Genomic DNA, 19626 nt, shown 5'->3' on the forward strand with positions numbered 1-19626 from the left:
CGGCGGCCGGGGAATCCCCCCGGCCGCCGCCCCCCGAGGCGTTTGCGGGGCGCCGACCGGGATTCGGGGAGCCGACATCGGCAAACCCCGGGGGCGGAGCCCGGCGATGTCGTAGCGTCGGAGGTATGCCGATCCGCGCCGTGCTGTGGGACATCGACGACACCCTGTTCGACTACACCGGGGCGGACAGCGCCGGCCTCGCGCGCCGCCTCGCCGAGGAGGGCATCGCGCAGCGGTACGGGACCCCCGCGCAGGCGCTCGCCCTGTGGCGGGAGATCACCACCCGCCACTGGGACCGCTTCGCGGCCGGGGAGGTGGGCTTCCAGGAACAGCGCCGGGACCGGGTGCGGGACTTCCTCGGGGAGCCCGGATTGAGCGCCGCCGAGGCCGACGGCTGGTTCGACCGGTACGTCGAGCACTACAAGGCCGCCTGGCGACTGTTCCCCGACGTGCTGCCCGTACTGGACGCCCTCGCGGGCGACTACCGGCACGGGGTGCTCTCCAACTCCTCCACCGTCAACCAGGACCCCAAGCTGCGCCACCTCGGACTGCGCGAGCGCTTCGAGGTGCTCGTGTGCGCCGCGGAACTGGGCGTCAGCAAGCCGGAGGCGGAGGCCTTCCTGGCGGCCTGCGAGGCGCTCGCGCTGCCGCCGGGCGACGTGGCGTACGTGGGGGACCAGCCGGAGATCGATGCGCGCGGCGCCCGCGACGCCGGACTGACCGCGGTCTGGCTCGACCGCGACGGCGGGCGCGGGCCGGGCCCCGACGGCGTGCACCGGATCGCCGGGCTCGCCCAGCTCCCGGAGCTGCTGGCCTCGGATACCCGTTTTGGAGCACGGTCAGGCATCCGGTAATGTTCTTTCTGCGCCGCCGGAGCGGGCCGAAAGGCCGGACGGAGGCGCCACTCGAAAGAAAATCCCCCCAGGGGGTTGACTTTCGGTGGGGTATAGTGTAATTGGCAACACGAGGGTTTCTGGTTCCCTTATTCTAGGTTCGAGTCCTGGTACCCCAGCGCAGTGCAGCAGTAACGCAGTGCTTTGCCCCCGTTGTGTAGCGGCCTAGCACGCCGCCCTCTCAAGGCGGTAGCGCCGGTTCGAATCCGGTCGGGGGTACAGATCCTTCCCGCAAGATCTCCATTTGGGTAGCTCCCGGACGTCTTGATGCAGGATCGCTAGGGCCCCCGTTGTGTAGCGGCCTAGCACGCCGCCCTCTCAAGGCGGTAGCGCCGGTTCGAATCCGGTCGGGGGTACTGGTCTGGTATAGACCACATTGGGCTATGGTGTAATTGGCAACACGAAGGTTTCTGGTTCCTTTGTTCTAGGTTCGAGTCCTGGTAGCCCAGCGCAGTACAGAGCAAGCCCCCGTTGTGTAGCGGCCTAGCACGCCGCCCTCTCAAGGCGGTAGCGCCGGTTCGAATCCGGTCGGGGGTACGCACGGAAGAGGCCCTCCGCGTTCGTCGCGGAGGGCCTCTTCGCTGTTCCCGAACGCACTCGGGCCCCCGTGCGGGCCCGCACAAGTGCGGGCCCGGAGGCGCGTGTTCGGACGTGTGCGGCGTCGTACGCGCCCCCGGGCCCGGGGGATGGGGGAGAGGCCTGCGGCCGGGAAGCCGTCAGCCGGAGCGGCGCAGGGCCTCCGTCAGCCGGGCGGCCGCGTCGATGACGGCCTGGGCGTGCATCCGGCCCGGGTGGCGGGTCAGGCGCTCGATCGGCCCGGAGACCGACACGGCGGCCACCACGCGGTTCGACGGCCCGCGCACCGGCGCCGAGACCGACGCCACGCCGGGCTCCCGCTCGCCGATCGACTGGGCCCACCCGCGGCGCCGTACGCCCGACAGGGCCGTCGCCGTGAAGCGCGCGCCCTGCAGCCCGCGGTGGAGCCGCTCGGGCTCCTCCCAGGCCATCAGGATCTGCGCGGCCGAGCCGGCCTTCATCGGGAGCGTGGAGCCCACCGGGACGGTGTCCCGAAGGCCCGACAGCCGCTCCGCGGCCGCCACGCAGATGCGCATGTCGCCCTGACGCCGGTAGAGCTGCGCGCTCTCGCCCGTCACGTCACGGAGGTGGGTCAGTACCGGTCCCGCCGTGGCCAGCAGGCGGTCCTCGCCGGCCGCGGCGGCGAGCTCCGCCAGCCGCGGACCGAGGATGAACCGGCCCTGCATGTCCCTCGCCACCATCCGGTGGTGTTCCAGTGCCACGGCCAGGCGATGTGCCGTGGGTCGTGCGAGCCCTGTCGCCGCGACCAGCCCGGCGAGGGTGGCCGGACCGGACTCCAGTGCGCTCAGTACCAGAGCTGCCTTGTCGAGAACGCCGACGCCGCTAGAGTTGTCCATGAAACGATATTCGCGTCTCACACTGTGAAACGCAAGTTCAATTTTTCCAAGAACCAGCGAGTCTGTATGTGCGGGTCCACGAACCACTGGGTCCGAGCCGCCGTCCGGCGCGTGGGGTCCGGGCGGTCAGGCGCACCAGATCTCTATAAAGCGCCGGCACAACCGGCCGGCCGGAGGGAAAGCGATGGGTAGGACACTCGCGGAGAAGGTCTGGGACGACCATGTCGTCCGGCGCGCCGAGGGCGAGCCCGACCTCCTCTTCATTGATCTGCACCTGCTGCACGAGGTGACCAGCCCCCAGGCCTTCGAGGGCCTGCGGCAGGCCGGCCGCAAGGTCCGGCGGCTCGACCTCACCATCGCCACCGAGGACCACAACACCCCCACCATCGACATCGACAAGCCGATCGCGGACCCGGTCTCCCGGGCCCAGCTGGAGACGCTGCGCAGGAACTGCGCGGAGTTCGGCGTACGCCTGCACTCCCTGGGCGACGTCGAGCAGGGCGTCGTCCACGTCGTGGGACCCCAGCTGGGCCTGACCCAGCCGGGCACCACCGTGGTCTGCGGCGACTCCCACACCTCCACGCACGGCGCGTTCGGCGCGCTGGCCTTCGGCATCGGCACCAGCCAGGTCGAGCACGTGCTGGCCACCCAGACGCTGCCGCTGGCCCGCCCGAAGACGATGGCCATCACCGTCACCGGCGAGCTGGCCGAGGGCGTCACCGCCAAGGACCTGATCCTGGCGATCATCGCCAAGATCGGCACCGGCGGCGGCCAGGGCTACATCCTGGAATACCGCGGCGAGGCCATCGAGAAGCTCTCGATGGAAGCGCGCATGACCATCTGCAACATGTCGATCGAGGCCGGCGCCCGCGCGGGCATGATCGCCCCCGACCGGACCACCTTCGACTACCTCGAGGGCCGCGACCACGCCCCCCGGGGCGCGGACTGGGACGCGGCGGTCGCGTACTGGAAGACCCTGCGCACCGACGACGACGCGGTCTTCGACGCCGAGGTCGTCATCGACGGCGCCTCGCTGTCCCCGTTCGTCACCTGGGGCACCAACCCGGGCCAGGGCGCGCCCCTGTCGGCGAACGTCCCCGACCCGGCTTCGTACGAGGACGCTTCGGAGCGCCACGCCGCCGAAAAGGCCCTGGAGTACATGGGGTTGACGGCCGGGCAGCCGCTGCGCGACATCAAGGTCGACACCGTCTTCGTAGGTTCCTGCACCAACGGCCGCATCGAGGACCTGCGCGCCGTCGCCGGCATCATCGAGGGCCGCAAAGTCGCCGACGGGGTACGGATGCTGGTCGTCCCGGGCTCGGTCCGGGTCGCCCTGCAGGCCGTGGAGGAGGGCCTGGACAAGGTCTTCAAGGAAGCCGGCGCCGAATGGCGGCACGCGGGCTGCTCGATGTGTCTGGGCATGAACCCCGACCAACTGGCCCCCGGTGAGCGCTCCGCGTCCACCTCCAACCGCAACTTCGAGGGCCGGCAGGGCAAGGGCGGGCGGACCCACCTGGTCTCCCCGCAGGTGGCCGCCGCCACCGCGGTACTGGGCCACCTGGCCTCGCCCGCCGACCTGTCCGACGCCAACGCGACCGCCGGAGTCTGAGAACCATGGAAGCCTTCACCACCCACACCGGCCGGGCCGTCCCGCTGCGCCGCAGCAACGTCGACACCGACCAGATCATCCCGGCCCACTGGCTGAAGAAGATCACCCGCGACGGGTTCGAGGACGGGCTCTTCGAGGCCTGGCGCAAGGACCCCGAGTTCGTCACGAACCGCCCGGAGCGCCAGGGCGCGACCGTCCTGGTCGCCGGCCCCGACTTCGGCACCGGTTCCTCGCGCGAGCACGCCGTCTGGGCCCTGCAGAACTTCGGGTTCAAGACGGTCATCTCCTCCCGCTTCGCCGACATCTTCCGCGGCAACTCGCTGAAGAACGGTCTGCTGACGGTGGTCCTGCCGCAGGAGACCGTCGACCGGCTGTGGGAGCTGACCGAGGCCGACCCGACCGCCGAGGTCACGGTCGACCTGGTCGCCCGCCAGGTCCGCGCGGCGGGAATCGAGGCGGAGTTCGAACTCGACGACAACGCCCGCTGGCGTCTGCTGGAGGGTCTGGACGACATCTCGCTCACCCTTCAGAACGAAGCGGACATCGCCACCTACGAAAGCGCCCGGCCGAGCTTCAAGCCGCGCACGATTCAGGCCTGATTCCTGCCTGATCAGCGCTTATTCGCCCTCGGGTGATCACATCGACAACACTGTGCCCCCCGCCTTCCGGCGGGGGGCACAGCCGTGTGTTGAGGCCCCGTGAGGCGACAACTCGCCCCAGATGGCACAATCTGTGCATGGAACGCGACAGTCAACTTGAGCTCTACGAACTCGTCGCGGACCGGCTGAAAGAAGCACACACAAGGGTGCGCACACTGCAAGTCCCGGAGGGCGTAAGGATGGCGCTGTCCCGGAAGCTGTTGGTCGTCACGGCCGCGGCGAAGCACGATCTCGCCGATGCGGCAAGGCGCCTGGACAGGTTGATGAAGGACCTCGACGAGGGTCGATTCCCTGAAGGCGACTGATGCGAAGGAACTCCGTAACGACCTACACCGTTGCGGCACTAGGGTGATTAGCCCGTTTCGTGTTTGATTTGCGGTATATATCCGCCTAACGTGCGAAATAAGCTTGAACACATTCGTTCTGGCGAAGTCTCCGAAGGGGAAGACGTGAACAAGGCGCAGCTCGTAGAAGCGATTGCCGACAAGCTGGGCGGCCGCCAGCAGGCCGCGGACGCTGTCGACGCGGTACTGGACGCGATGGTCCGCGCTGTGGTCGCGGGCGACCGGGTCTCGGTCACGGGCTTCGGCTCGTTCGAGAAGGTCGACCGCCCGGCCCGCTACGCCCGCAACCCGCAGACGGGTGAGCGCGTCCGGGTCAAGAAGACCTCGGTTCCCCGCTTCCGCGCGGGCCAGGGGTTCAAGGACCTGGTCGCGGGCACCAAGAAGCTGCCCAAGGGCGGCGAGGTGTCGGTGAAGAAGGCCCCCAAGGGCAGCCTCTCCGGCGGAGCTTCCGCGACGGTCAAGAAGGCCGTGGCCAAGAAGGCCACCACCGCCAAGAAGGCGGCGGCGAAGACCACGGTCGCCAAGAAGACCACCGCGAAGAAGGTCGCCACCGCCAAGAAGGTGGTCGCCAAGACCGCCGCGGCGAAGAAGACCACGGCGACGGCGAAGAAGACCACCGCCACGGCCAAGAAGGCCGCGACGACGGCGAAGAAGACCACCGCCACCGCCAAGAAGACGGCTCCGGCGGCCAAGAAGGCCACCGCGAAGACCACGGCGCCCGCCAAGAAGACGACGGCGCGCAAGACCACCGCGAAGAAGACCACGGCCCGCAAGAAGTAAGGCCACGAGTCACACACGCCGGGCCGGTTTCCCCTCCCGGGGGAAGCCGGCCCGCGGTGCTGTCCGTGCAGGTCAGAAGGCCGGCACGGCCGAGACTCAGAAGGTCTGCAGGGTGATCAGGGTGATCCGCAGCGCCGGGCCCTCGCCGTCCGTCTCGATCCGGACCCGCTGCCCGGGGCGCAGCAGCCGCAGGCCGCCCGCGTCGAACGCCGGGGCCTCGAAGGGCACCGGGGTGCCGTCGTCCAGCAGCACACTGCCGCTGCGGGTCTGGGAGTCGTACGTGTACGCGGTCGCCTGCATACCGGCACTGTATCGGGCCGTGTGACGGCCCACACCGAGGACGAGGGCCGTCCGCAGATCCGCGGCCGTGTCCACGTCCCGGCGCACGCTCTCCACATCCGCGAGCGCTATTTCCGCAGCCCCCGAGGCCGAATGCCGGGCCCGTGACGGGCCCCCGAACGAGGGTGCCAATTCCACGTCCGGCGCCGCGGAAAGCAGGGTCGTGCCGATTCCCGCCGCATCCGCCAGAAATGCCCGGGGAAATGCGGATGCGGCTTCGAGCACGCGTAGCAATTCCGGCGGCCGCAGCGCGGGCAGATCCGCGTTCATCGCGGCCACCGCAGCCCCGGGCCGCACCGCCCGTACCTCCCGCGCCCCGTGGGCCAGCGCCGCGTTGAGCCCGGCCGCCGGGGTGTCCGGCACGATCCGCGCCCCGAGCCGGGCCAGTTCCGCACCCGCCAGCGCGTCGTCCGTGACGACCACCACATCCGCGACCGCCGCGCAGGCCAGCGCCCCCGCCACGGTGTCCTGCGCGAACGCCAGCGCGAGCCCGGGACGGGACGCGCCCACGGCGGCCGCGAGACGGCTCTTGGCCACCGCCAGGGGCTTCAGCGGGACCACCAGACTCCAGACCGCGTTCGTGGCGGGCCCCTTCCCTCCGGTGCACGTCCGTACATGTGTGGACCAAGGCCGGGTCATGGCCGGGTCATGCGTCGGCCCATTGTCGCCGCTGCCCGGTCGACCGGGGGGTCCGGTGCTCCAAGCGGGGCGTACGGTGTTCTCGACAGAGACCGGACCTGAGGCCACACTTGTCCGGCCGACGAGGTGCCCAAAGCCGCGCACCGGTCCTAGAGGAAGGTGTCCGAGTGTCCCGCCGCAGAATCGGCTTCTGGTACCGCCTGGCGGCGGTCATCGCAAAACCGCCGCTGGTGGTGCTCTTCAAGCGGGACTGGCGGGGAATGGATCACATTCCGGCCGACGGCGGGTTTATCACGGCCGTCAATCACAACTCGTATCTGGACCCGCTCTCCTACGCGCACTTCCAGTACAACACCGGCCGGGTGCCCCGATTGCTCGCGAAGGCGGCCCTCTTCAAGGTCCCCGTCGTCGGCGCGATCCTGCACGGCTCGGGCCAGATCCCGGTCTACCGCGAGACCACCAACGCCCTGGACGCATTCCGGGCCGCCGTGGACGCGATCGAGCGCGGCGAATGCGTGGCCTTTTATCCGGAAGGCACCCTCACCCGCGATCCGGACATGTGGCCGATGGCCGGCAAGACCGGCGCGGCCCGGGTCGCGCTGATGACCAAGGCGCCGGTCATTCCGGTGGCCCAGTGGGGCGCGAACCTCGCGATGCCGCCCTACGCCAAGGAGGACAAGGTGCGGCTGTTCCCGCGCAAGACCCTCCAGGTGCTCGCCGGACCTCCCGTGGACCTCTCCGAGTTCTACGACCGGGAGCCCACCCCGGAGGTGCTCAAGGCCGCCACCGAGACGATCATGGAAGCCATCACGGAGCTGCTGGAGGAGCTGCGCGGCGAGAAGGCGCCCGAGCAGCCGTACGACCATCGCAGGGCCAGGGCGGAACAGCGGCGCAAGGCCGCGGGGGAGGACCAGAAGTGACACGTCCCGTGAAGGCAGCCGTCTTCGGAACCGGCTCCTGGGGCACGGCCTTCGGCATGGTGCTCGCCGACGCAGGCTGCGAGGTCACCCTGTGGGGCCGCCGCCGCGAGGTCGTCGACGCCATCAACACCGGCCGGACCAACCCGGACTACTTCCCGGACGTCGAACTCCCCGCGAACATGCGCGCGACCACCGACCCGGCCGAGGCCGCGGCCGGCGCCGATTTCGCGGTCCTGGCCATCCCCTCCCAGACCCTGCGCGGCAACCTCGCCGAATGGGCCCCGCTGCTGCCCGCCGACGCCGTGCTCGTCTCCCTGATGAAGGGCATCGAACTCGGCAGCGCCAAGCGGATGAGCGAGGTCATCGAGGAGGTGGCCAAGGTCCCCGCCGAGCGCGTCGCCGTCGTCACCGGCCCCAACCTGGCCCGCGAGATCGCCGCCCGCCAGCCCGCGGCCGCCGTCGTCGCCTGCTCCGACGAAGCCGTCGCGCAGCGCCTCCAGGCGGCCTGCCACACCCCGTACTTCCGCCCGTACACGAGCACCGACGTCATCGGCTGCGAGCTGGGCGGCGCCGTCAAGAACGTCATCGGCCTCGCCGTCGGCATCGCGGACGGCATGGGCCTGGGCGACAACACCAAGGGCTCGCTCATCACCCGCGGCCTGGCCGAAGCGACCCGGCTGGGCCTGGCGATGGGCGCCGACCCGCTCACCTTCTCCGGTCTCGCGGGCCTCGGCGACCTCGTCGCCACCTGCTCCTCGCCGCTCTCCCGCAACCACACCTTCGGCACCAACCTCGGCCGCGGAATGACCCTCGAGGAGACCATCGCGGTCACCAAGCAGACCGCCGAGGGCGTCAAGTCCTGCGAGTCGGTGGCCGATCTGGCCCGCCGCCACGGCGTGGACATGCCGATCACCGACACCGTCGTCGAGATCGTCCACCACGGCAAGCCGCCGCTGGTCGCGCTGAAGGAACTGATGGGGCGCAGCGCCAAACCGGAACGCCGCTGACTCCTTTCCGGACGTCCGAGCGGGTATCGTCGTGGCGATATGAGCAGCGAGAACCTCCCCCAGACCCCTGAGCAGCAGGGCCGCAAGCCCCGCGTGGCCGTCGTGTTCGGCGGCCGCAGCTCGGAACACGCCATCTCGGTCGTCACGGCCGGCGCCGTGCTGCGCTCCATCGACCGGTCCAAGTACGAGGTGCTGCCGATCGGCATCACCACGGACGGCCGGTGGGCGCTGACCGCCGACGAGCCCGCACGGATGGCCATCGCCGACCGCAAGCTCCCGAGCGTCGAGGAGCTCGCGGACTCCGAGGACGGCGCCGTCGTGCTCTCCGTCGACCCGGCCAACCGCGAGGTCGTCTACACCGAGCCGGGAGCCGTCCCCAAGGCCCTGGGCGAGGTCGACGTCGTCTTCCCGATGCTGCACGGCCCGTACGGCGAGGACGGCACCCTGCAGGGCCTCCTGGAGCTCTCCGGCATCCCGTACGTCGGCTCGGGCGTCCTCGCCTCGGCCGTCGGCCAGGACAAGGAGTACATGAAGCGGGTCTTCACCTCCTTCGGCCTCCCCGTCGGCCCGTACGTGACCGTCCGCCCCCGCGAGTGGGAAGCCGACCGGGACGCCGCCAAGGCGCGGATCCTGGACTTCGCCGGCGAGCACGGCTGGCCGCTCTTCATCAAGCCCGCCCGGGCCGGCTCCTCCATCGGCATCACCAAGGTCGACGACGTCTCCGGCCTCGACGAGGCGATCCGCGAGGCCCAGCGCCACGACCCGAAGATCATCGTGGAGGCGCTGCTGCGCGGCCGCGAGATCGAGTGCGGGGTGCTGGAGTTCGAGGACGGGCCGCGCGCGAGCGTGCCCGCCGAGATCCCGCCGGTCTCCAGCCACGACTTCTACGACTTCGAGGCGAAGTACATCGACTCCGCCTCCGGGATCGTGCCCGCCCCGCTCACCCCGGAGCAGACCGCCGAGGTGCAGCGGCTCGCGATCGAGGCGTTCGACGCCGCCTCCTGCGAGGGCCTGGTGCGCGCCGACTTCTTCCTCACCGAGGACGGCACCTTCGTCATCAACGAGATCAACACCATGCCGGGCTTCACCCCGATCTCCATGTACCCGCGGATGTGGCAGGAGTCGGGCGTCGAGTACCCGGAGCTGGTGGACCGCCTGATCCAGGCGGCCCTGACCCGCTCCACCGGGCTGCGCTAGAGCGCGGACCCCGCGCGAAACACCGACCGCCCGCCGGGATTCCCGGCGGGCGGTCGGTGTGCGAAGCGGGGGAGTTCAGCCCCTCGTCAATACGAAGAGATGCCCTCGGGGACGGTCCTGGCCACCACGCCGGACAGACCGACCAGCATGCCCGCATCCGTGGCATGCTCCTTGTCGACCCGGACCTCGGTGTACGCCAGCCGCATCCCGGTGATGAACCGGAACCCCCCGCCGGCGCTGTCGGGGACCGGCTTCAGCAGCCACCGGACGCCGTCGACCTCGACGCCGCCCAGCTTTTCGTCCGTCATCTCGGGGGGCTTGGGGATACCGCACCGCAGTACGATCGCCGAGCCGCCCCACGCGGCGGTCAGATCCGACTCCGGCGCTGCCTTGGCCCGCGCCAGGCCGGCCACCGTCTCCGGGAGCTCCTTGTGCAGTGCTGCACAGAACCCCGCGACGTCGGCGGGCGGCGTGGGCGGCGGGTCCACCCGGGCTTCGGAACCACCCGGGGTACAGCCCGCAAGGGCCAGTACCGCGACCAGTACGGGCAGGGCGGGCAGACGCAGGGGCCGGCGGTGGAAGGACATCACCGGCCAAGAGTAGACGGGGGCTACAGATGGACCACCGGGCAGGTCAGGGTGCGGGTGATCCCCTCCACCTGCTGGACCTTGGCGACGACCATGCGGCCGAGCTCGTCCACGGTGTCGGCCTGGGCGCGCACGATCACGTCGTACGGGCCCGTCACGTCCTCGGCCTGGATCACCCCCGCGATCTGGCTGATGGACTCGGCGACGAACGACGCCTTGCCCACCTCGGTCTGGATAAGGATGTACGCCTGTACCACGGAACCTCCAGGGCGGCCACGAGGATCGATTCCCCTAACCTTCGGGTGGGCCCAGGGATTCGGGTGGGCCCGGGGAAGAAGGGACGCCACGGTACCGCGTTGCCGAGCACCACGGGGAGACCCGGGGGCACGGCGCCACGCACAGCGGGGCGTACGGAGAGCAGAAGTTGACGTATCTGTTGACGGTACCCAGAGCTGTGACGGCTCGCGACCGCAAGCGGACTGGGCAAGAAGGGGCACAGCGATGAAGGGCACTGTGGGCGAGCTGGGGGAGTTCGGGCTCATTCGGGAGCTCACCTCACGGCTCACCACCACCCCGGCGGTCCGGCTCGGACCGGGCGACGACGCCGCGGTCGTGTCGGCCCCCGACCGGCGGGTCGTGGCGAGCACCGACATCCTGCTCGAGGGCAGGCACTTCCGGCGCGACTGGTCCACGGCCTACGACGTCGGCCGCAAGGCCGCCGCACAGAACCTCGCCGACATCGCCGCCATGGGCGCGGTGCCGACCGCACTGCTGCTGGGCCTGGTCGTCCCGGCCGAGCTGCCGGTCACCTGGCCCACCGAGCTGATGGACGGCATCCGCGACGAGTGCCAGGTCGCCGGCGCGGCCGTGGTCGGCGGTGACGTCGTCCGCGGGGACACCATCACCGTCGCCATCACCGCCCTCGGCGACCTGCGCAACCACGAGCCCGTGCTGCGCTCCGGCGCCCAGCCCGGCGACGTCGTGGCCGTCACGGGCTGGCTGGGCTGGTCCGCGGCCGGATTCGCCGTGCTCTCGCGCGGCTTCCGCTCCCCGCGGGCCTTCGTCGAGGCGCACCGGCGCCCCGAGCCCCCGTACCACGCGGGCCCCGCGGCCGCCGGGCTCGGCGCCACCGCCATGACCGACGTCAGCGACGGCCTGATCGCCGACCTCGGGCACATCGCCGAGGCCAGCAAGGTACGGATCGACCTGCGCTCGGCGGCCGTCGACATCCCGACCCAGATGCACGACATCGGGCAGGCCGTCGGGGTCGACCCCTTGCAGTGGGTGCTCACCGGGGGAGAAGATCACGCCATCGTGGCGACCTTCCCGCCCGACGTGAAACTGCCGGCCCGCTGGAAGGTCATCGGGGAGGTGCTGAACCGGTCCGCGCTGCCCCAGGTGACCGTGGACGGCGCCCCCTGGACGAGCACCGGCGGGTGGGACCACTTCGGCTCAGACCCGTCCTCCGAGGAGACCCCGAGATGACCGACGCGCCACCGCTGTGCCTGACCGTCGCCGGGTCCGACTCCGGCGGTGGCGCCGGGATCCAGGCCGACCTCAAGACCATGCTGGCGCTCGGTGTGCACGGGATGAGCGTGGTGACCGCCGTGACCGCCCAGAACTCCCTCGGGGTCCTGGGAGTCTGGGAGCTGCCCGCCGAGGCCGTGGAGGCCCAGTACCGGGCCGTCGTGGACGACATCGGCGTCCAGGCGGTCAAGACCGGGATGCTGGCCTCCGCCGCGCTGGTGGAGACGGTGGCCGAGCTGCTCGCCGCCACCTCCGCCCCCGCCGTCGTGGACCCCGTCGGGGTCTCCAAGCACGGCGACGCGCTGCTCGCCGGCTCGGCGCTGGACGCCGTACGCAAGGAACTGCTGCCGCGGGCCACCGTGGCCACGCCGAACCTGGACGAGGTGGCGCAGCTCACGGGCGTGGTGGTGGAGAGCGAGGACGACATGCGGCGGGCCGCCGACGCGGTCCTCTCGTACGGACCCGAGTGGGCGCTGATCAAGGGCGGGCACCTGGCGGCCCACGGCAACGAGGCCGCCGACCTGCTGACCGACGGCGAGACCCAGCTGTGGCTGCGGGCGCCGCGCCACGACAACCGGCACACCCACGGAACCGGCTGCACCCTCGCCAGTGCGATAGCCGCCGGGCTCGCCAAGGGCCAGGACGTGCCGCAGGCCGTCATGGAGGCCAAGGAGTACGTGACCGGCGCCATCGCGGCCGGCTTCGCGCTCGGCGGCGGCATCGGCCCGGTGGACCACGCCTGGCAGTGGCACCGCTGAGCGGACCGCGGACCCACGCAGCAGAAGACCCCCGCATCACGTGATGCGGGGGCCTTCTGCCGCCCGGTCGGTCCAGGCAAGGCAAAAGGCCGGTCCACCAGGTGGACCGGCCTTCTTGGCAACCGGAAAGGGCTGCGCTACGACGGTTGGCGTCAGCGCGAGACCTTGCCGGCCTTGATGCACGAGGTGCAGACGTTGAGGCGCTTCGGCGTCCCACTGACCATGGCACGAACGCGCTGGATGTTCGGGTTCCAGCGACGCGAGGTGCGGCGGTGCGAGTGGGAGATGTTGTTGCCGAAGCTCGGCCCCTTGGCGCAAACGTCGCAGTTGGCAGCCACAGGTCACTCCAAAGACTTCAGATGCACTTACAGTGAAATCCGGCGCACCGGATCAGAAGTCTGAGAAGTCTGAGTGGTTTGCCGGGGGAATGGCCCGACTCTCATCGGGCAACCGGAGCAGCATACAACGACTGCGTCGGTCCAAGAAAACTACCATGGCTGCCGCCGACCCCGCCCCGCGGTCCCGGACGCCCGGCAGTCCTTGGTTACCCTGCGGTGAACCCTGGCCCGCACAAGGAGGAACGCCCGGTGCCGCACGAGCCGCAGCCGCAGTCCCCCGACGAGCTCGACGCCGAAGCGGTGCGCACCTGGAGCTCGCTGGCCGTGGCCGCACTGGGCCGGGCCCGCGAGGACATCGATGCGATCAACGTCTACCCGGTCGCGGACGCGGACACCGGCACCAACCTCTACCTGACCGCGGAATCGGCGGACCGCGCACTGGCCGAGGCCCTCGGGACGGCGCCCGCGGACGTGAGCGAGACCACAGGGCCCGGGCCGGACGCCGGGCCCCGGACCCCCTCCCTCTCCCAGGCCGTACGCGCCTACGCGCACGGCGCCCTCATAGGCGCCCGGGGGAACTCCGGCACGATCCTGGCGCAGCTGCTGCGCGGAGTGGCCGACGTACTGGGGGACGAGCCCGGCGACCGCGGGCCGGGCCGGCTGCTGGCCCAGGCGCTGACCCGGGCCGCCGAAGAGGCCTACCGGGCCGTCGCGCACCCGGTGGAGGGCACGATGCTCACCGTCGCCGCCGCGGCGGCGCGGGCCGGCGAGGCGGCCGGCGCGGCCGCCGGAACCGCCGCGGACGTGGCCCGGGCCGCCTACGACGCGGCCCGCGCGGCCCTGGCGGACACCCCGGGGCAGCTGGCCGAGCTGGGCCGGGCCGGGGTGGTCGACGCGGGGGGCTGCGGGCTGGTCGCCGTACTGGGGGCGCTGTGGCAGGCGCTGTCCGGCCAGGAGCCCGCCGCCGAGGCGGTCCGCGGCCGGGCCGTACCCGTACCGCAGCCGCCGCAGCCCTGCGACGCCGAGGAGCAGGGCGGGCCCGCGTACGAGGTGATCTACCTGCTGGAGGCCGCCGAAGCGGCCGTGGCCGAGCTGCGCGAGCGCCTCGACGGGCTCGGGGACTCCCTGGTGGTGGTCGGCGGAGACGGGCTGTGGAACGTGCACGTCCACGTCGACGACCCCGGCGCCGCCGTGGAGGCCGGCGTGATCGCGGGGCGGCCGTACCGGATCCGCATCACCCACTTCGGCGACGAGCGGCGCCGGGCGCGCGGGGAACGCGTCCAGCGGGCCGTCGTCGCCGTGGTCCCGGGCGAGGGGCTGGCCGGGCTGTGCGGGGAGGCCGGCGCCACCACCGTGCTGGCCCGCCCCGGAGAGGTGCCCGACGCCGCCGCACTCGTCGACGCCGTCCGGCGCGCCCACGCCCGCGAGGTGGTGCTGCTGCCCGGCGGCGCCGACCAGCGCGCGGCCGCGGCCGCCGCCGCCGAGCGGGCCCGCGCCGACGGCGTACGGGTGGCCGTGATCCCCACCCGGTCCGCGGTGCAGGCCCTGGCCGCCCTCGCCGTGCACGACCCGGACGGCAGCTTCGACGAGGACGTCGTCGCCATGACCGCGGCGGCCGGCGCCACCCGCTACGCGGAACTCGCCGTCGCCGAACGGCAGTCCTTCACCTCCGCCGGCATCTGCCAGGCCGGGGACGTGCTCGGGCTCATCGACGGAGACGTCGCCGTCATCGGATCCGGCCTCACCGAGACCGCCGAGGCGGTCCTGGAGCGGATGCTGGGCTCCGGCGGCGAACTGGTCACCCTGGTCCTGGGACCGGAGGTGCCGGACGCCCTCGCCGAGCGCCTGGAGGCGTACGTCCAGCACGGACACCTGGCGGTGGACACCGTCACCTACCGCGGCGGCCGGTACTCCGCACCCCTCCTCATCGGGGTCGAATAGCCGGCTTGTCAGCGCGATGGTGTGCAATGAACACGTGCCCGCGCTCGACGAAGACCTCAAGAAGACGCTCGGCCCCGCCACCGCCAAGGTGCTGGCCGAGCAGCTCGGCCTGCACACGGCCCTGGACCTGCTCCACCACTACCCGCGGCGGTACGCCGAGCGCGGCGAGCTGACCTCGCTGGCGGAGCTCGCGGACCAGATCGACGAGCACGTGACGGTGGTCGCCCAGGTCGCCGACGCCCGGATCCTGACGTTCAACGGGGGCCGCGGCAAGCGCCTGGAGGTGACCATCACCGACGGCAGCGGCCGCCTCCAGCTGGTCTTCTTCGGGGCCGGCGTCCACAAGCCGCACAAGGACCTGCTGCCGGGCACGCGCGCCATGTTCGCGGGCAAGGTCGGCATGTTCAACCGCAAGCTCCAGCTCTCCCACCCCGCGTACGAGCCGCTGGGCGGTGACGCCTCCGACCGGGACGCGGCGACCGCCTTCGCCAACCAGCTCATCCCGATCTACCCGGCCTGCGCCAAGCTGGAGTCCTGGAAGATCGCCAAGTGCGTGGACGCCGTACTGCCCAGCGCCCGGGAGGCCGTGGACCCGCTGCCGGACGCCCTGCGCGAGGGCCGCGGGCTGGTCCCCCTCACCGAGGCCCTGCTGAAGATCCACCGGCCGGGCACCAAGGCCGACATCGACGACGCCCGGCAGCGGCTGAAGTGGGACGAGGCCTTCGTCCTCCAGGTCGCGCTGGCCCGCCGCCGGCACGCGGACTCCCAGCTCCCGGCCGTCCCGCGCCGCCCCGCTCCCGGCGGCCTGCTCGACGCCTTCGACGCCAAGCTCCCCTTCACCCTCACCGAGGGCCAGCAGACCGTCTCGAAGGAGATCTTCGACGACCTGGCCACCGAACACCCCATGCACCGCCTCCTCCAGGGCGAGGTCGGCAGCGGAAAGACGATGGTCGCGCTGCGGGCCATGCTCGCCGTCGTCGACTGCGGCGGGCAGGCCGCCATGCTCGCCCCCACCGAGGTGCTCGCCCAGCAGCACCACCGCTCCATCACCGAGATGATGGGCGAGCTCGCCGAGGGCGGCATGCTCGGCGGCTCCGACCAGGGCACCAAGGTCGTGCTGCTCACCGGCTCCATGGGGATGCCCGCGCGCCGGCAGGCCCTGCTGGACCTGGTCACCGGCGAGGCCGGCATCGTGATCGGCACGCACGCGCTCATCGAGGACAAGGTGCAGTTCCACGACCTCGGCCTGGTCGTGGTCGACGAACAGCACCGCTTCGGCGTGGAGCAGCGCGACGCGCTGCGGTCCAAGGGGAAGCAGCCCCCGCACCTGCTGGTGATGACCGCGACCCCGATCCCGCGCACCGTCGCGATGACGGTCTTCGGGGACCTGGAGACCTCCGTCCTCGACCAGCTGCCCGCCGGCCGCTCCCCGATCGCCACCCACGTCGTACCGGCCAAGGACAAGCCGCACTTCCTGACCCGGGCCTGGGAGCGGGTGCGCGAGGAGGTCGAGAACGGGCACCAGGCGTACGTGGTGTGCCCGCGGATCGGCGACGGCGAGGACGACCCGAAGAACCCGAAGAAGAAGACCGCCGAGGACGACGCCGAGAAGCGGCCGCCGCTGGCCGTCCTGGAGATCGCCGAGCAGCTCGTCCGGGGGCCGCTCGCCGGGCTGTCGGTGGAGGTGCTGCACGGCCGGATGGACCCGGCCGACAAGGACGACGTCATGCGCCGCTTCGCCGCCGGCGAGGTCAAGGTGCTGGTCGCCACCACCGTCATCGAGGTCGGCGTGAACGTCCCGAACTCCACGGTCATGGTGATCATGGACGCGGACCGGTTCGGCGTCTCCCAGCTCCACCAGCTGCGCGGCCGCGTCGGCCGCGGCTCCGCGCCCGGCCTGTGCCTGCTGGTCAGCGAGATGCACGAGGCGAGCCCCGCCCGGGCCCGGCTCGCCGCGGTCGCCGCCACCCTGGACGGCTTCGAGCTCTCCCGGATCGACCTGGAACAGCGCCGCGAGGGCGACGTGCTGGGCCAGGCCCAGTCGGGCGTGCGGTCCTCGCTGCGCATGCTCGCGGTCATCGAGGACGAGGAGGTCATCGCCCAGGCCCGCGAGGAGGCCACCCGCGTGGTCGCCGCCGACCCGGAACTGGAGCGGCTGCCGGGCCTCAGGAGCGCCCTGGAGGCCCTGCTGGACACCGAGCGGGAGCAGTACCTGGAGAAGGGCTGAGCGGTACCGCCCGGGGCCGCCGGGGGCGGTACGACCTATCGTTGGACTCCGCAGCACCGGGCAGGACCGGAAACGGCCCGGCAGCACCCGGCAGTACCCCGACCACCACCGTCGTACCGAAGGACCCCAGATGACCCGCGTGATCGCCGGCAGCGCCGGCGGGCGACGGCTGACCGTGCCCCCGGGCACCGGCACCCGGCCGACCTCGGACCGGATGCGCGAAGGCCTGTTCTCCACCTGGGAGTCGCTGCACGGCGTCGAGGGCGCCCGGGTGCTCGACCTGTACGCCGGCTCCGGCGCCGTCGGCCTCGAGGCACTCTCGCGCGGCGCCTCCCACGCGCTGCTGGTCGAGCCCGAGGCCAAGGCGGCCAAGGCGATCCGGGACAACATCAAGGCGCTGGGGCTGCCCGGCGCCGAGTTCCGGGCCGGCAAGGCGGAGCAGATCGTGGCGGCCGCGGCGGGCGGGGACCCGTACGACGTCGTCTTCCTGGACCCGCCGTACGCCGTCGGCCACGGCGATCTTGGCGAGATCCTCCTCACACTCCGCGCCAATGGCTGGCTCACGGACGATGCGCTCGTCACCGTGGAGCGCGGTACCAGGAGCGGTGCGTTCCCGTGGCCCGAGGGGTTCGAGCCGCTGCGCTCCCGCAAGTACGGCGAAGGCACCCTTTGGTACGGTCGCGCCGCCTTCACCAGCGAAGACTCATGATGCCCGCACCGGAGAGCGAGGGACCCAAGTTGCGCCGAGCCGTCTGTCCCGGGTCATTCGACCCCATCACCAACGGACACCTCGACATCATCGGCCGGGCCTCCCGGCTCTACGACGTCGTCCACGTCGCCGTGATGATCAACCAGTCCAAGCAGGGGCTTTTCACCGTCGAGGAGCGGATCGAGCTGATCCGCGAGGCGACCGCCGGCTACGGCAACGTCGAGGTGGAGTCCTTCCACGGTCTGCTCGTCGACTTCTGCAAGCAGCGCGACATCCCGGCCATCGTCAAGGGCCTGCGCGCCGTCAGCGACTTCGACTACGAGCTCCAGATGGCCCAGATGAACATGGGGCTCTCTGGCGTCGAGACGCTGTTCGTGCCGACCAACCCCACCTACAGCTTCCTGTCCTCCTCCCTGGTCAAGGAGGTCGCTGCCTGGGGCGGCGACGTCGCCCACCTGCTGCCGCCGCACGTGCACGCGGCGCTGACCGAGCGGCTCGCCAACCGCTGACCGACTGACGGGCCGTCAGTCGGTGTCGGGCGTTCGCCCGGTGGCCTTACAGTCGTCCCGTCCGTCTCAGGAACCGCCCGAGGCCGAGAGAGTGCGAGCCCCCATGGACGTGCAGAAGAAGCTCGACGAGATCGTCGCGGCCGTCGGCGGCGCCCGGTCCATGCCCATGTCGGCCTCCTGCGTGATCAACCGCGCCGAGCTGCTCGCCCAGCTCGAAGAGGTGCGCCAGGCGCTGCCCGGCTCGCTCGCGCAGGCGCAGGAGCTCATCGGCGGCCGGGAGCAGATGGTCGAGGACGCCCGCCGCGAGGCGGAGCGGATCATCGAGTCCGCGCACGCCCAGCGCGGTTCGCTGATCTCCGACACCGAGGTCGCGCGCCGCTCGCAGGCGGAGGCGGACCGGATCCTGGCGGACGCCCGCAGGGAGGCCGAGGAGATCCGGGCCGAGGCCGACGACTACGTCGACAGCAAGCTCGCGAACTTCGAGGTCGTGCTCACCAAGACCATCGGCTCGGTCGACCGCGGCCGCGAGAAGCTGCTGGGCCGCGGCCCGGGCCTGGACGACCAGGGCTACCCCGACGCGGACGCACCCGAGCGCAGCCACGATCCGGACACGCAGCGGCAGCAGGCGGACGCGTACGTGGACACCAAGCTGGCGACCTTCGAGGCGGTGCTCTCCAAGACCCTCGAGGCGGTCGGCCGGGGCCGCCAGAAGCTGCTGGGCCGGGTGCCCACGGACGACCTCGGCGCGCACATGGCCGCCCAGGACGCCGCGGGCGGGCAGCAGTCCCGCTCGGCGAGCGACGCGGACTTCCTGGCGGGCCTGGCGGAGCCGGCGGCTCCGATGGCCCCCGCGATCCCGGCGCAGACCCAGCAGGAGCCCGCGTACGACGCGTACGGCTACCAGCAGCACCAGCAGCACCAGCCGCCTCAGCAGCAGGACGCCTACGCCTACCAGGACCCGTACGGCTACCAGCAGCAGGCACAGCAGCCGGATCCGTACGCGGCGATGGGCTACGAGCAGCAGCCGGACCCCTACGCGGCCTACCCGCAGCAGCCGCAGGCCCCGCAGCAGCCGCAGCAGCCGGCCCTCGACGAGACCAGCTTCTTCGACACGAGCATGATCAACCTGGACCAGCTGCGCCAGTACGAGCAGGGGCGCTAGGGCCGGATTGGGCTCAGAGCGAAGCGCCGGGTATCCTGGCTCTTCGGT

General features: G+C 71.6%; 19 protein-coding genes, 5 tRNA genes and 1 pseudogene. 20 read left to right on the plus strand and 5 right to left on the minus strand.

Features of this window, described 5'->3' with window-relative positions:
* The first annotated feature begins 125 nt into the window (after window positions 1–125).
* The 6 genes from ACFYXK_RS06945 to ACFYXK_RS06970 all read left to right on the plus strand — a co-directional run bounded on the left by ACFYXK_RS06945 (window position 126) and on the right by ACFYXK_RS06970 (window position 1430).
* Window positions 126–854 (plus strand): HAD family hydrolase, encoded by a 729-nt coding sequence (locus ACFYXK_RS06945; RefSeq protein WP_389410138.1) that lies wholly within the window; start codon window positions 126–128, stop codon window positions 852–854.
* 86 nt (window positions 855–940) lie between these two features.
* A tRNA-Gln gene (locus ACFYXK_RS06950) sits at window positions 941–1012 on the plus strand.
* A 27-nt stretch (window positions 1013–1039) separates the two neighbouring features.
* Window positions 1040–1112: transfer RNA gene (locus ACFYXK_RS06955), tRNA-Glu, on the plus strand.
* A gap of 64 nt (window positions 1113–1176) precedes the next feature.
* Window positions 1177–1249, plus strand: a tRNA-Glu gene (locus ACFYXK_RS06960).
* A gap of 21 nt (window positions 1250–1270) precedes the next feature.
* Window positions 1271–1342, plus strand: a tRNA-Gln gene (locus ACFYXK_RS06965).
* Between the two features lie 15 nt (window positions 1343–1357).
* Window positions 1358–1430: transfer RNA gene (locus tag ACFYXK_RS06970), tRNA-Glu, on the plus strand.
* A gap of 179 nt (window positions 1431–1609) precedes the next feature.
* Here the strand turns inward: ACFYXK_RS06970 and ndgR are convergent.
* On the minus strand, window positions 1610–2326 hold the full coding sequence (ndgR, locus tag ACFYXK_RS06975; RefSeq protein WP_030304142.1) for an IclR family transcriptional regulator NdgR: 717 nt from the start codon (window positions 2324–2326) through the stop codon (window positions 1610–1612).
* 184 nt (window positions 2327–2510) lie between these two features.
* Here ndgR and leuC point away from each other — a divergent pair, with 184 nt between their 5' ends.
* From leuC to ACFYXK_RS06995, 4 genes are all read left to right on the plus strand, one after another.
* The gene (leuC, locus tag ACFYXK_RS06980) at window positions 2511–3935 is read left to right on the plus strand and encodes a 3-isopropylmalate dehydratase large subunit (protein ID WP_389410139.1); all 1425 of its coding nucleotides are present in this window, start codon (window positions 2511–2513) and stop codon (window positions 3933–3935) included.
* 5 nt (window positions 3936–3940) lie between these two features.
* Window positions 3941–4534: a 3-isopropylmalate dehydratase small subunit gene (leuD, locus tag ACFYXK_RS06985; protein WP_383515346.1), complete on the plus strand. Its 594-nt coding sequence runs from the start codon at window positions 3941–3943 to the stop codon at window positions 4532–4534.
* A gap of 137 nt (window positions 4535–4671) precedes the next feature.
* Entirely contained in the window at window positions 4672–4899 is a 228-nt protein-coding gene (locus ACFYXK_RS06990; RefSeq protein WP_008739877.1) for a hypothetical protein, read from the plus strand.
* Between the two features lie 144 nt (window positions 4900–5043).
* Window positions 5044–5718: an HU family DNA-binding protein gene (locus ACFYXK_RS06995; protein WP_383515343.1), complete on the plus strand. Its 675-nt coding sequence runs from the start codon at window positions 5044–5046 to the stop codon at window positions 5716–5718.
* Window positions 5719–6018: 300 nt separating this feature from the next.
* Here ACFYXK_RS06995 and cofC read toward each other — a convergent pair.
* Window positions 6019–6696: pseudogene (gene cofC / locus ACFYXK_RS07000) on the minus strand (2-phospho-L-lactate guanylyltransferase); the annotation flags it as partial.
* Between the two features lie 167 nt (window positions 6697–6863).
* Here cofC and ACFYXK_RS07005 point away from each other — a divergent pair.
* The 3 genes from ACFYXK_RS07005 to ACFYXK_RS07015 are packed head-to-tail and all read left to right on the plus strand — an operon-like array spanning window position 6864 to window position 9820.
* Window positions 6864–7616 (plus strand): lysophospholipid acyltransferase family protein, encoded by a 753-nt coding sequence (locus ACFYXK_RS07005; protein WP_389410140.1) that lies wholly within the window; start codon window positions 6864–6866, stop codon window positions 7614–7616.
* On the plus strand, window positions 7613–8623 hold the full coding sequence (locus ACFYXK_RS07010) for an NAD(P)H-dependent glycerol-3-phosphate dehydrogenase (protein WP_389410141.1): 1011 nt from the start codon (window positions 7613–7615) through the stop codon (window positions 8621–8623). The genes ACFYXK_RS07005 and ACFYXK_RS07010 overlap by 4 nt, the downstream gene beginning before the upstream one ends.
* A gap of 39 nt (window positions 8624–8662) precedes the next feature.
* A complete protein-coding gene (locus ACFYXK_RS07015) occupies window positions 8663–9820 on the plus strand; it encodes a D-alanine--D-alanine ligase family protein (RefSeq protein ID WP_389410142.1) in 1158 nt (385 codons plus the stop codon).
* A gap of 86 nt (window positions 9821–9906) precedes the next feature.
* Here ACFYXK_RS07015 and ACFYXK_RS07020 read toward each other — a convergent pair whose 3' ends face one another.
* Entirely contained in the window at window positions 9907–10407 is a 501-nt protein-coding gene (locus tag ACFYXK_RS07020; protein WP_383515505.1) for a DUF3515 domain-containing protein, read from the minus strand.
* A gap of 23 nt (window positions 10408–10430) precedes the next feature.
* A complete protein-coding gene (locus ACFYXK_RS07025; RefSeq protein ID WP_030298511.1) occupies window positions 10431–10664 on the minus strand; it encodes an Lrp/AsnC ligand binding domain-containing protein in 234 nt (77 codons plus the stop codon).
* A 244-nt stretch (window positions 10665–10908) separates the two neighbouring features.
* Here ACFYXK_RS07025 and ACFYXK_RS07030 point away from each other — a divergent pair, with 244 nt between their 5' ends.
* Both ACFYXK_RS07030 and thiD read left to right on the plus strand, forming a co-directional pair.
* The gene (locus ACFYXK_RS07030; protein WP_389410143.1) at window positions 10909–11892 is read left to right on the plus strand and encodes a thiamine-phosphate kinase; all 984 of its coding nucleotides are present in this window, start codon (window positions 10909–10911) and stop codon (window positions 11890–11892) included.
* Window positions 11889–12692, plus strand: coding sequence for a bifunctional hydroxymethylpyrimidine kinase/phosphomethylpyrimidine kinase (thiD, locus tag ACFYXK_RS07035; RefSeq protein WP_389410144.1), 804 nt, complete (start codon window positions 11889–11891; stop codon window positions 12690–12692). The genes ACFYXK_RS07030 and thiD overlap by 4 nt, the downstream gene beginning before the upstream one ends.
* A 152-nt stretch (window positions 12693–12844) precedes the next feature.
* On the opposite strand, the gene rpmB is transcribed toward thiD, so the two are convergent.
* Entirely contained in the window at window positions 12845–13030 is a 186-nt protein-coding gene (gene rpmB / locus ACFYXK_RS07040; protein WP_030298506.1) for a 50S ribosomal protein L28, read from the minus strand.
* A gap of 249 nt (window positions 13031–13279) precedes the next feature.
* Between rpmB and ACFYXK_RS07045 the strand changes: the two genes are divergently transcribed.
* From ACFYXK_RS07045 to ACFYXK_RS07065, 5 genes are all read left to right on the plus strand, one after another.
* A complete protein-coding gene (locus ACFYXK_RS07045; protein ID WP_389410145.1) occupies window positions 13280–14971 on the plus strand; it encodes a DAK2 domain-containing protein in 1692 nt (563 codons plus the stop codon).
* A 16-nt stretch (window positions 14972–14987) separates the two neighbouring features.
* Entirely contained in the window at window positions 14988–17198 is a 2211-nt protein-coding gene (recG, locus tag ACFYXK_RS07050; protein WP_389410146.1) for an ATP-dependent DNA helicase RecG, read from the plus strand.
* A 130-nt stretch (window positions 17199–17328) separates the two neighbouring features.
* A complete protein-coding gene (rsmD, locus tag ACFYXK_RS07055) occupies window positions 17329–17907 on the plus strand; it encodes a 16S rRNA (guanine(966)-N(2))-methyltransferase RsmD (protein WP_266663349.1) in 579 nt (192 codons plus the stop codon).
* Between the two features lie 29 nt (window positions 17908–17936).
* Window positions 17937–18416 carry a pantetheine-phosphate adenylyltransferase gene (coaD, locus tag ACFYXK_RS07060; protein ID WP_389410147.1) on the plus strand — a complete coding sequence of 160 codons (480 nt, stop codon included), beginning with the start codon at window positions 17937–17939 and terminating at the stop codon, window positions 18414–18416.
* Between the two features lie 103 nt (window positions 18417–18519).
* On the plus strand, window positions 18520–19578 hold the full coding sequence (locus ACFYXK_RS07065) for a DivIVA domain-containing protein (RefSeq protein ID WP_389410148.1): 1059 nt from the start codon (window positions 18520–18522) through the stop codon (window positions 19576–19578).
* Window positions 19579–19626 lie beyond the last annotated feature (48 nt).

Source organism: Streptomyces sp. NPDC002209 (assembly GCF_042890265.1).
Classification (GTDB): domain Bacteria; phylum Actinomycetota; class Actinomycetes; order Streptomycetales; family Streptomycetaceae; genus Streptomyces.

Coding starts and splice junctions, on each gene's coding strand:
- ndgR (WP_030304142.1), bottom strand. CDS start 2,326: ATGGACAACTCTAGCGGCGTCGGCGTTCTCGACAAGGCAGCTCTGGTA.
- recG (WP_389410146.1), top strand. CDS start 14,988: ATGGTGTGCAATGAACACGTGCCCGCGCTCGACGAAGACCTCAAGAAG.
- leuD (WP_383515346.1), top strand. CDS start 3,941: ATGGAAGCCTTCACCACCCACACCGGCCGGGCCGTCCCGCTGCGCCGC.
- ACFYXK_RS07020 (WP_383515505.1), bottom strand. CDS start 10,407: ATGTCCTTCCACCGCCGGCCCCTGCGTCTGCCCGCCCTGCCCGTACTG.
- rsmD (WP_266663349.1), top strand. CDS start 17,329: ATGACCCGCGTGATCGCCGGCAGCGCCGGCGGGCGACGGCTGACCGTG.
- ACFYXK_RS07065 (WP_389410148.1), top strand. CDS start 18,520: ATGGACGTGCAGAAGAAGCTCGACGAGATCGTCGCGGCCGTCGGCGGC.
- ACFYXK_RS07015 (WP_389410142.1), top strand. CDS start 8,663: ATGAGCAGCGAGAACCTCCCCCAGACCCCTGAGCAGCAGGGCCGCAAG.
- ACFYXK_RS07030 (WP_389410143.1), top strand. CDS start 10,909: ATGAAGGGCACTGTGGGCGAGCTGGGGGAGTTCGGGCTCATTCGGGAG.
- thiD (WP_389410144.1), top strand. CDS start 11,889: ATGACCGACGCGCCACCGCTGTGCCTGACCGTCGCCGGGTCCGACTCC.
- ACFYXK_RS06990 (WP_008739877.1), top strand. CDS start 4,672: ATGGAACGCGACAGTCAACTTGAGCTCTACGAACTCGTCGCGGACCGG.
- leuC (WP_389410139.1), top strand. CDS start 2,511: ATGGGTAGGACACTCGCGGAGAAGGTCTGGGACGACCATGTCGTCCGG.
- ACFYXK_RS06945 (WP_389410138.1), top strand. CDS start 126: ATGCCGATCCGCGCCGTGCTGTGGGACATCGACGACACCCTGTTCGAC.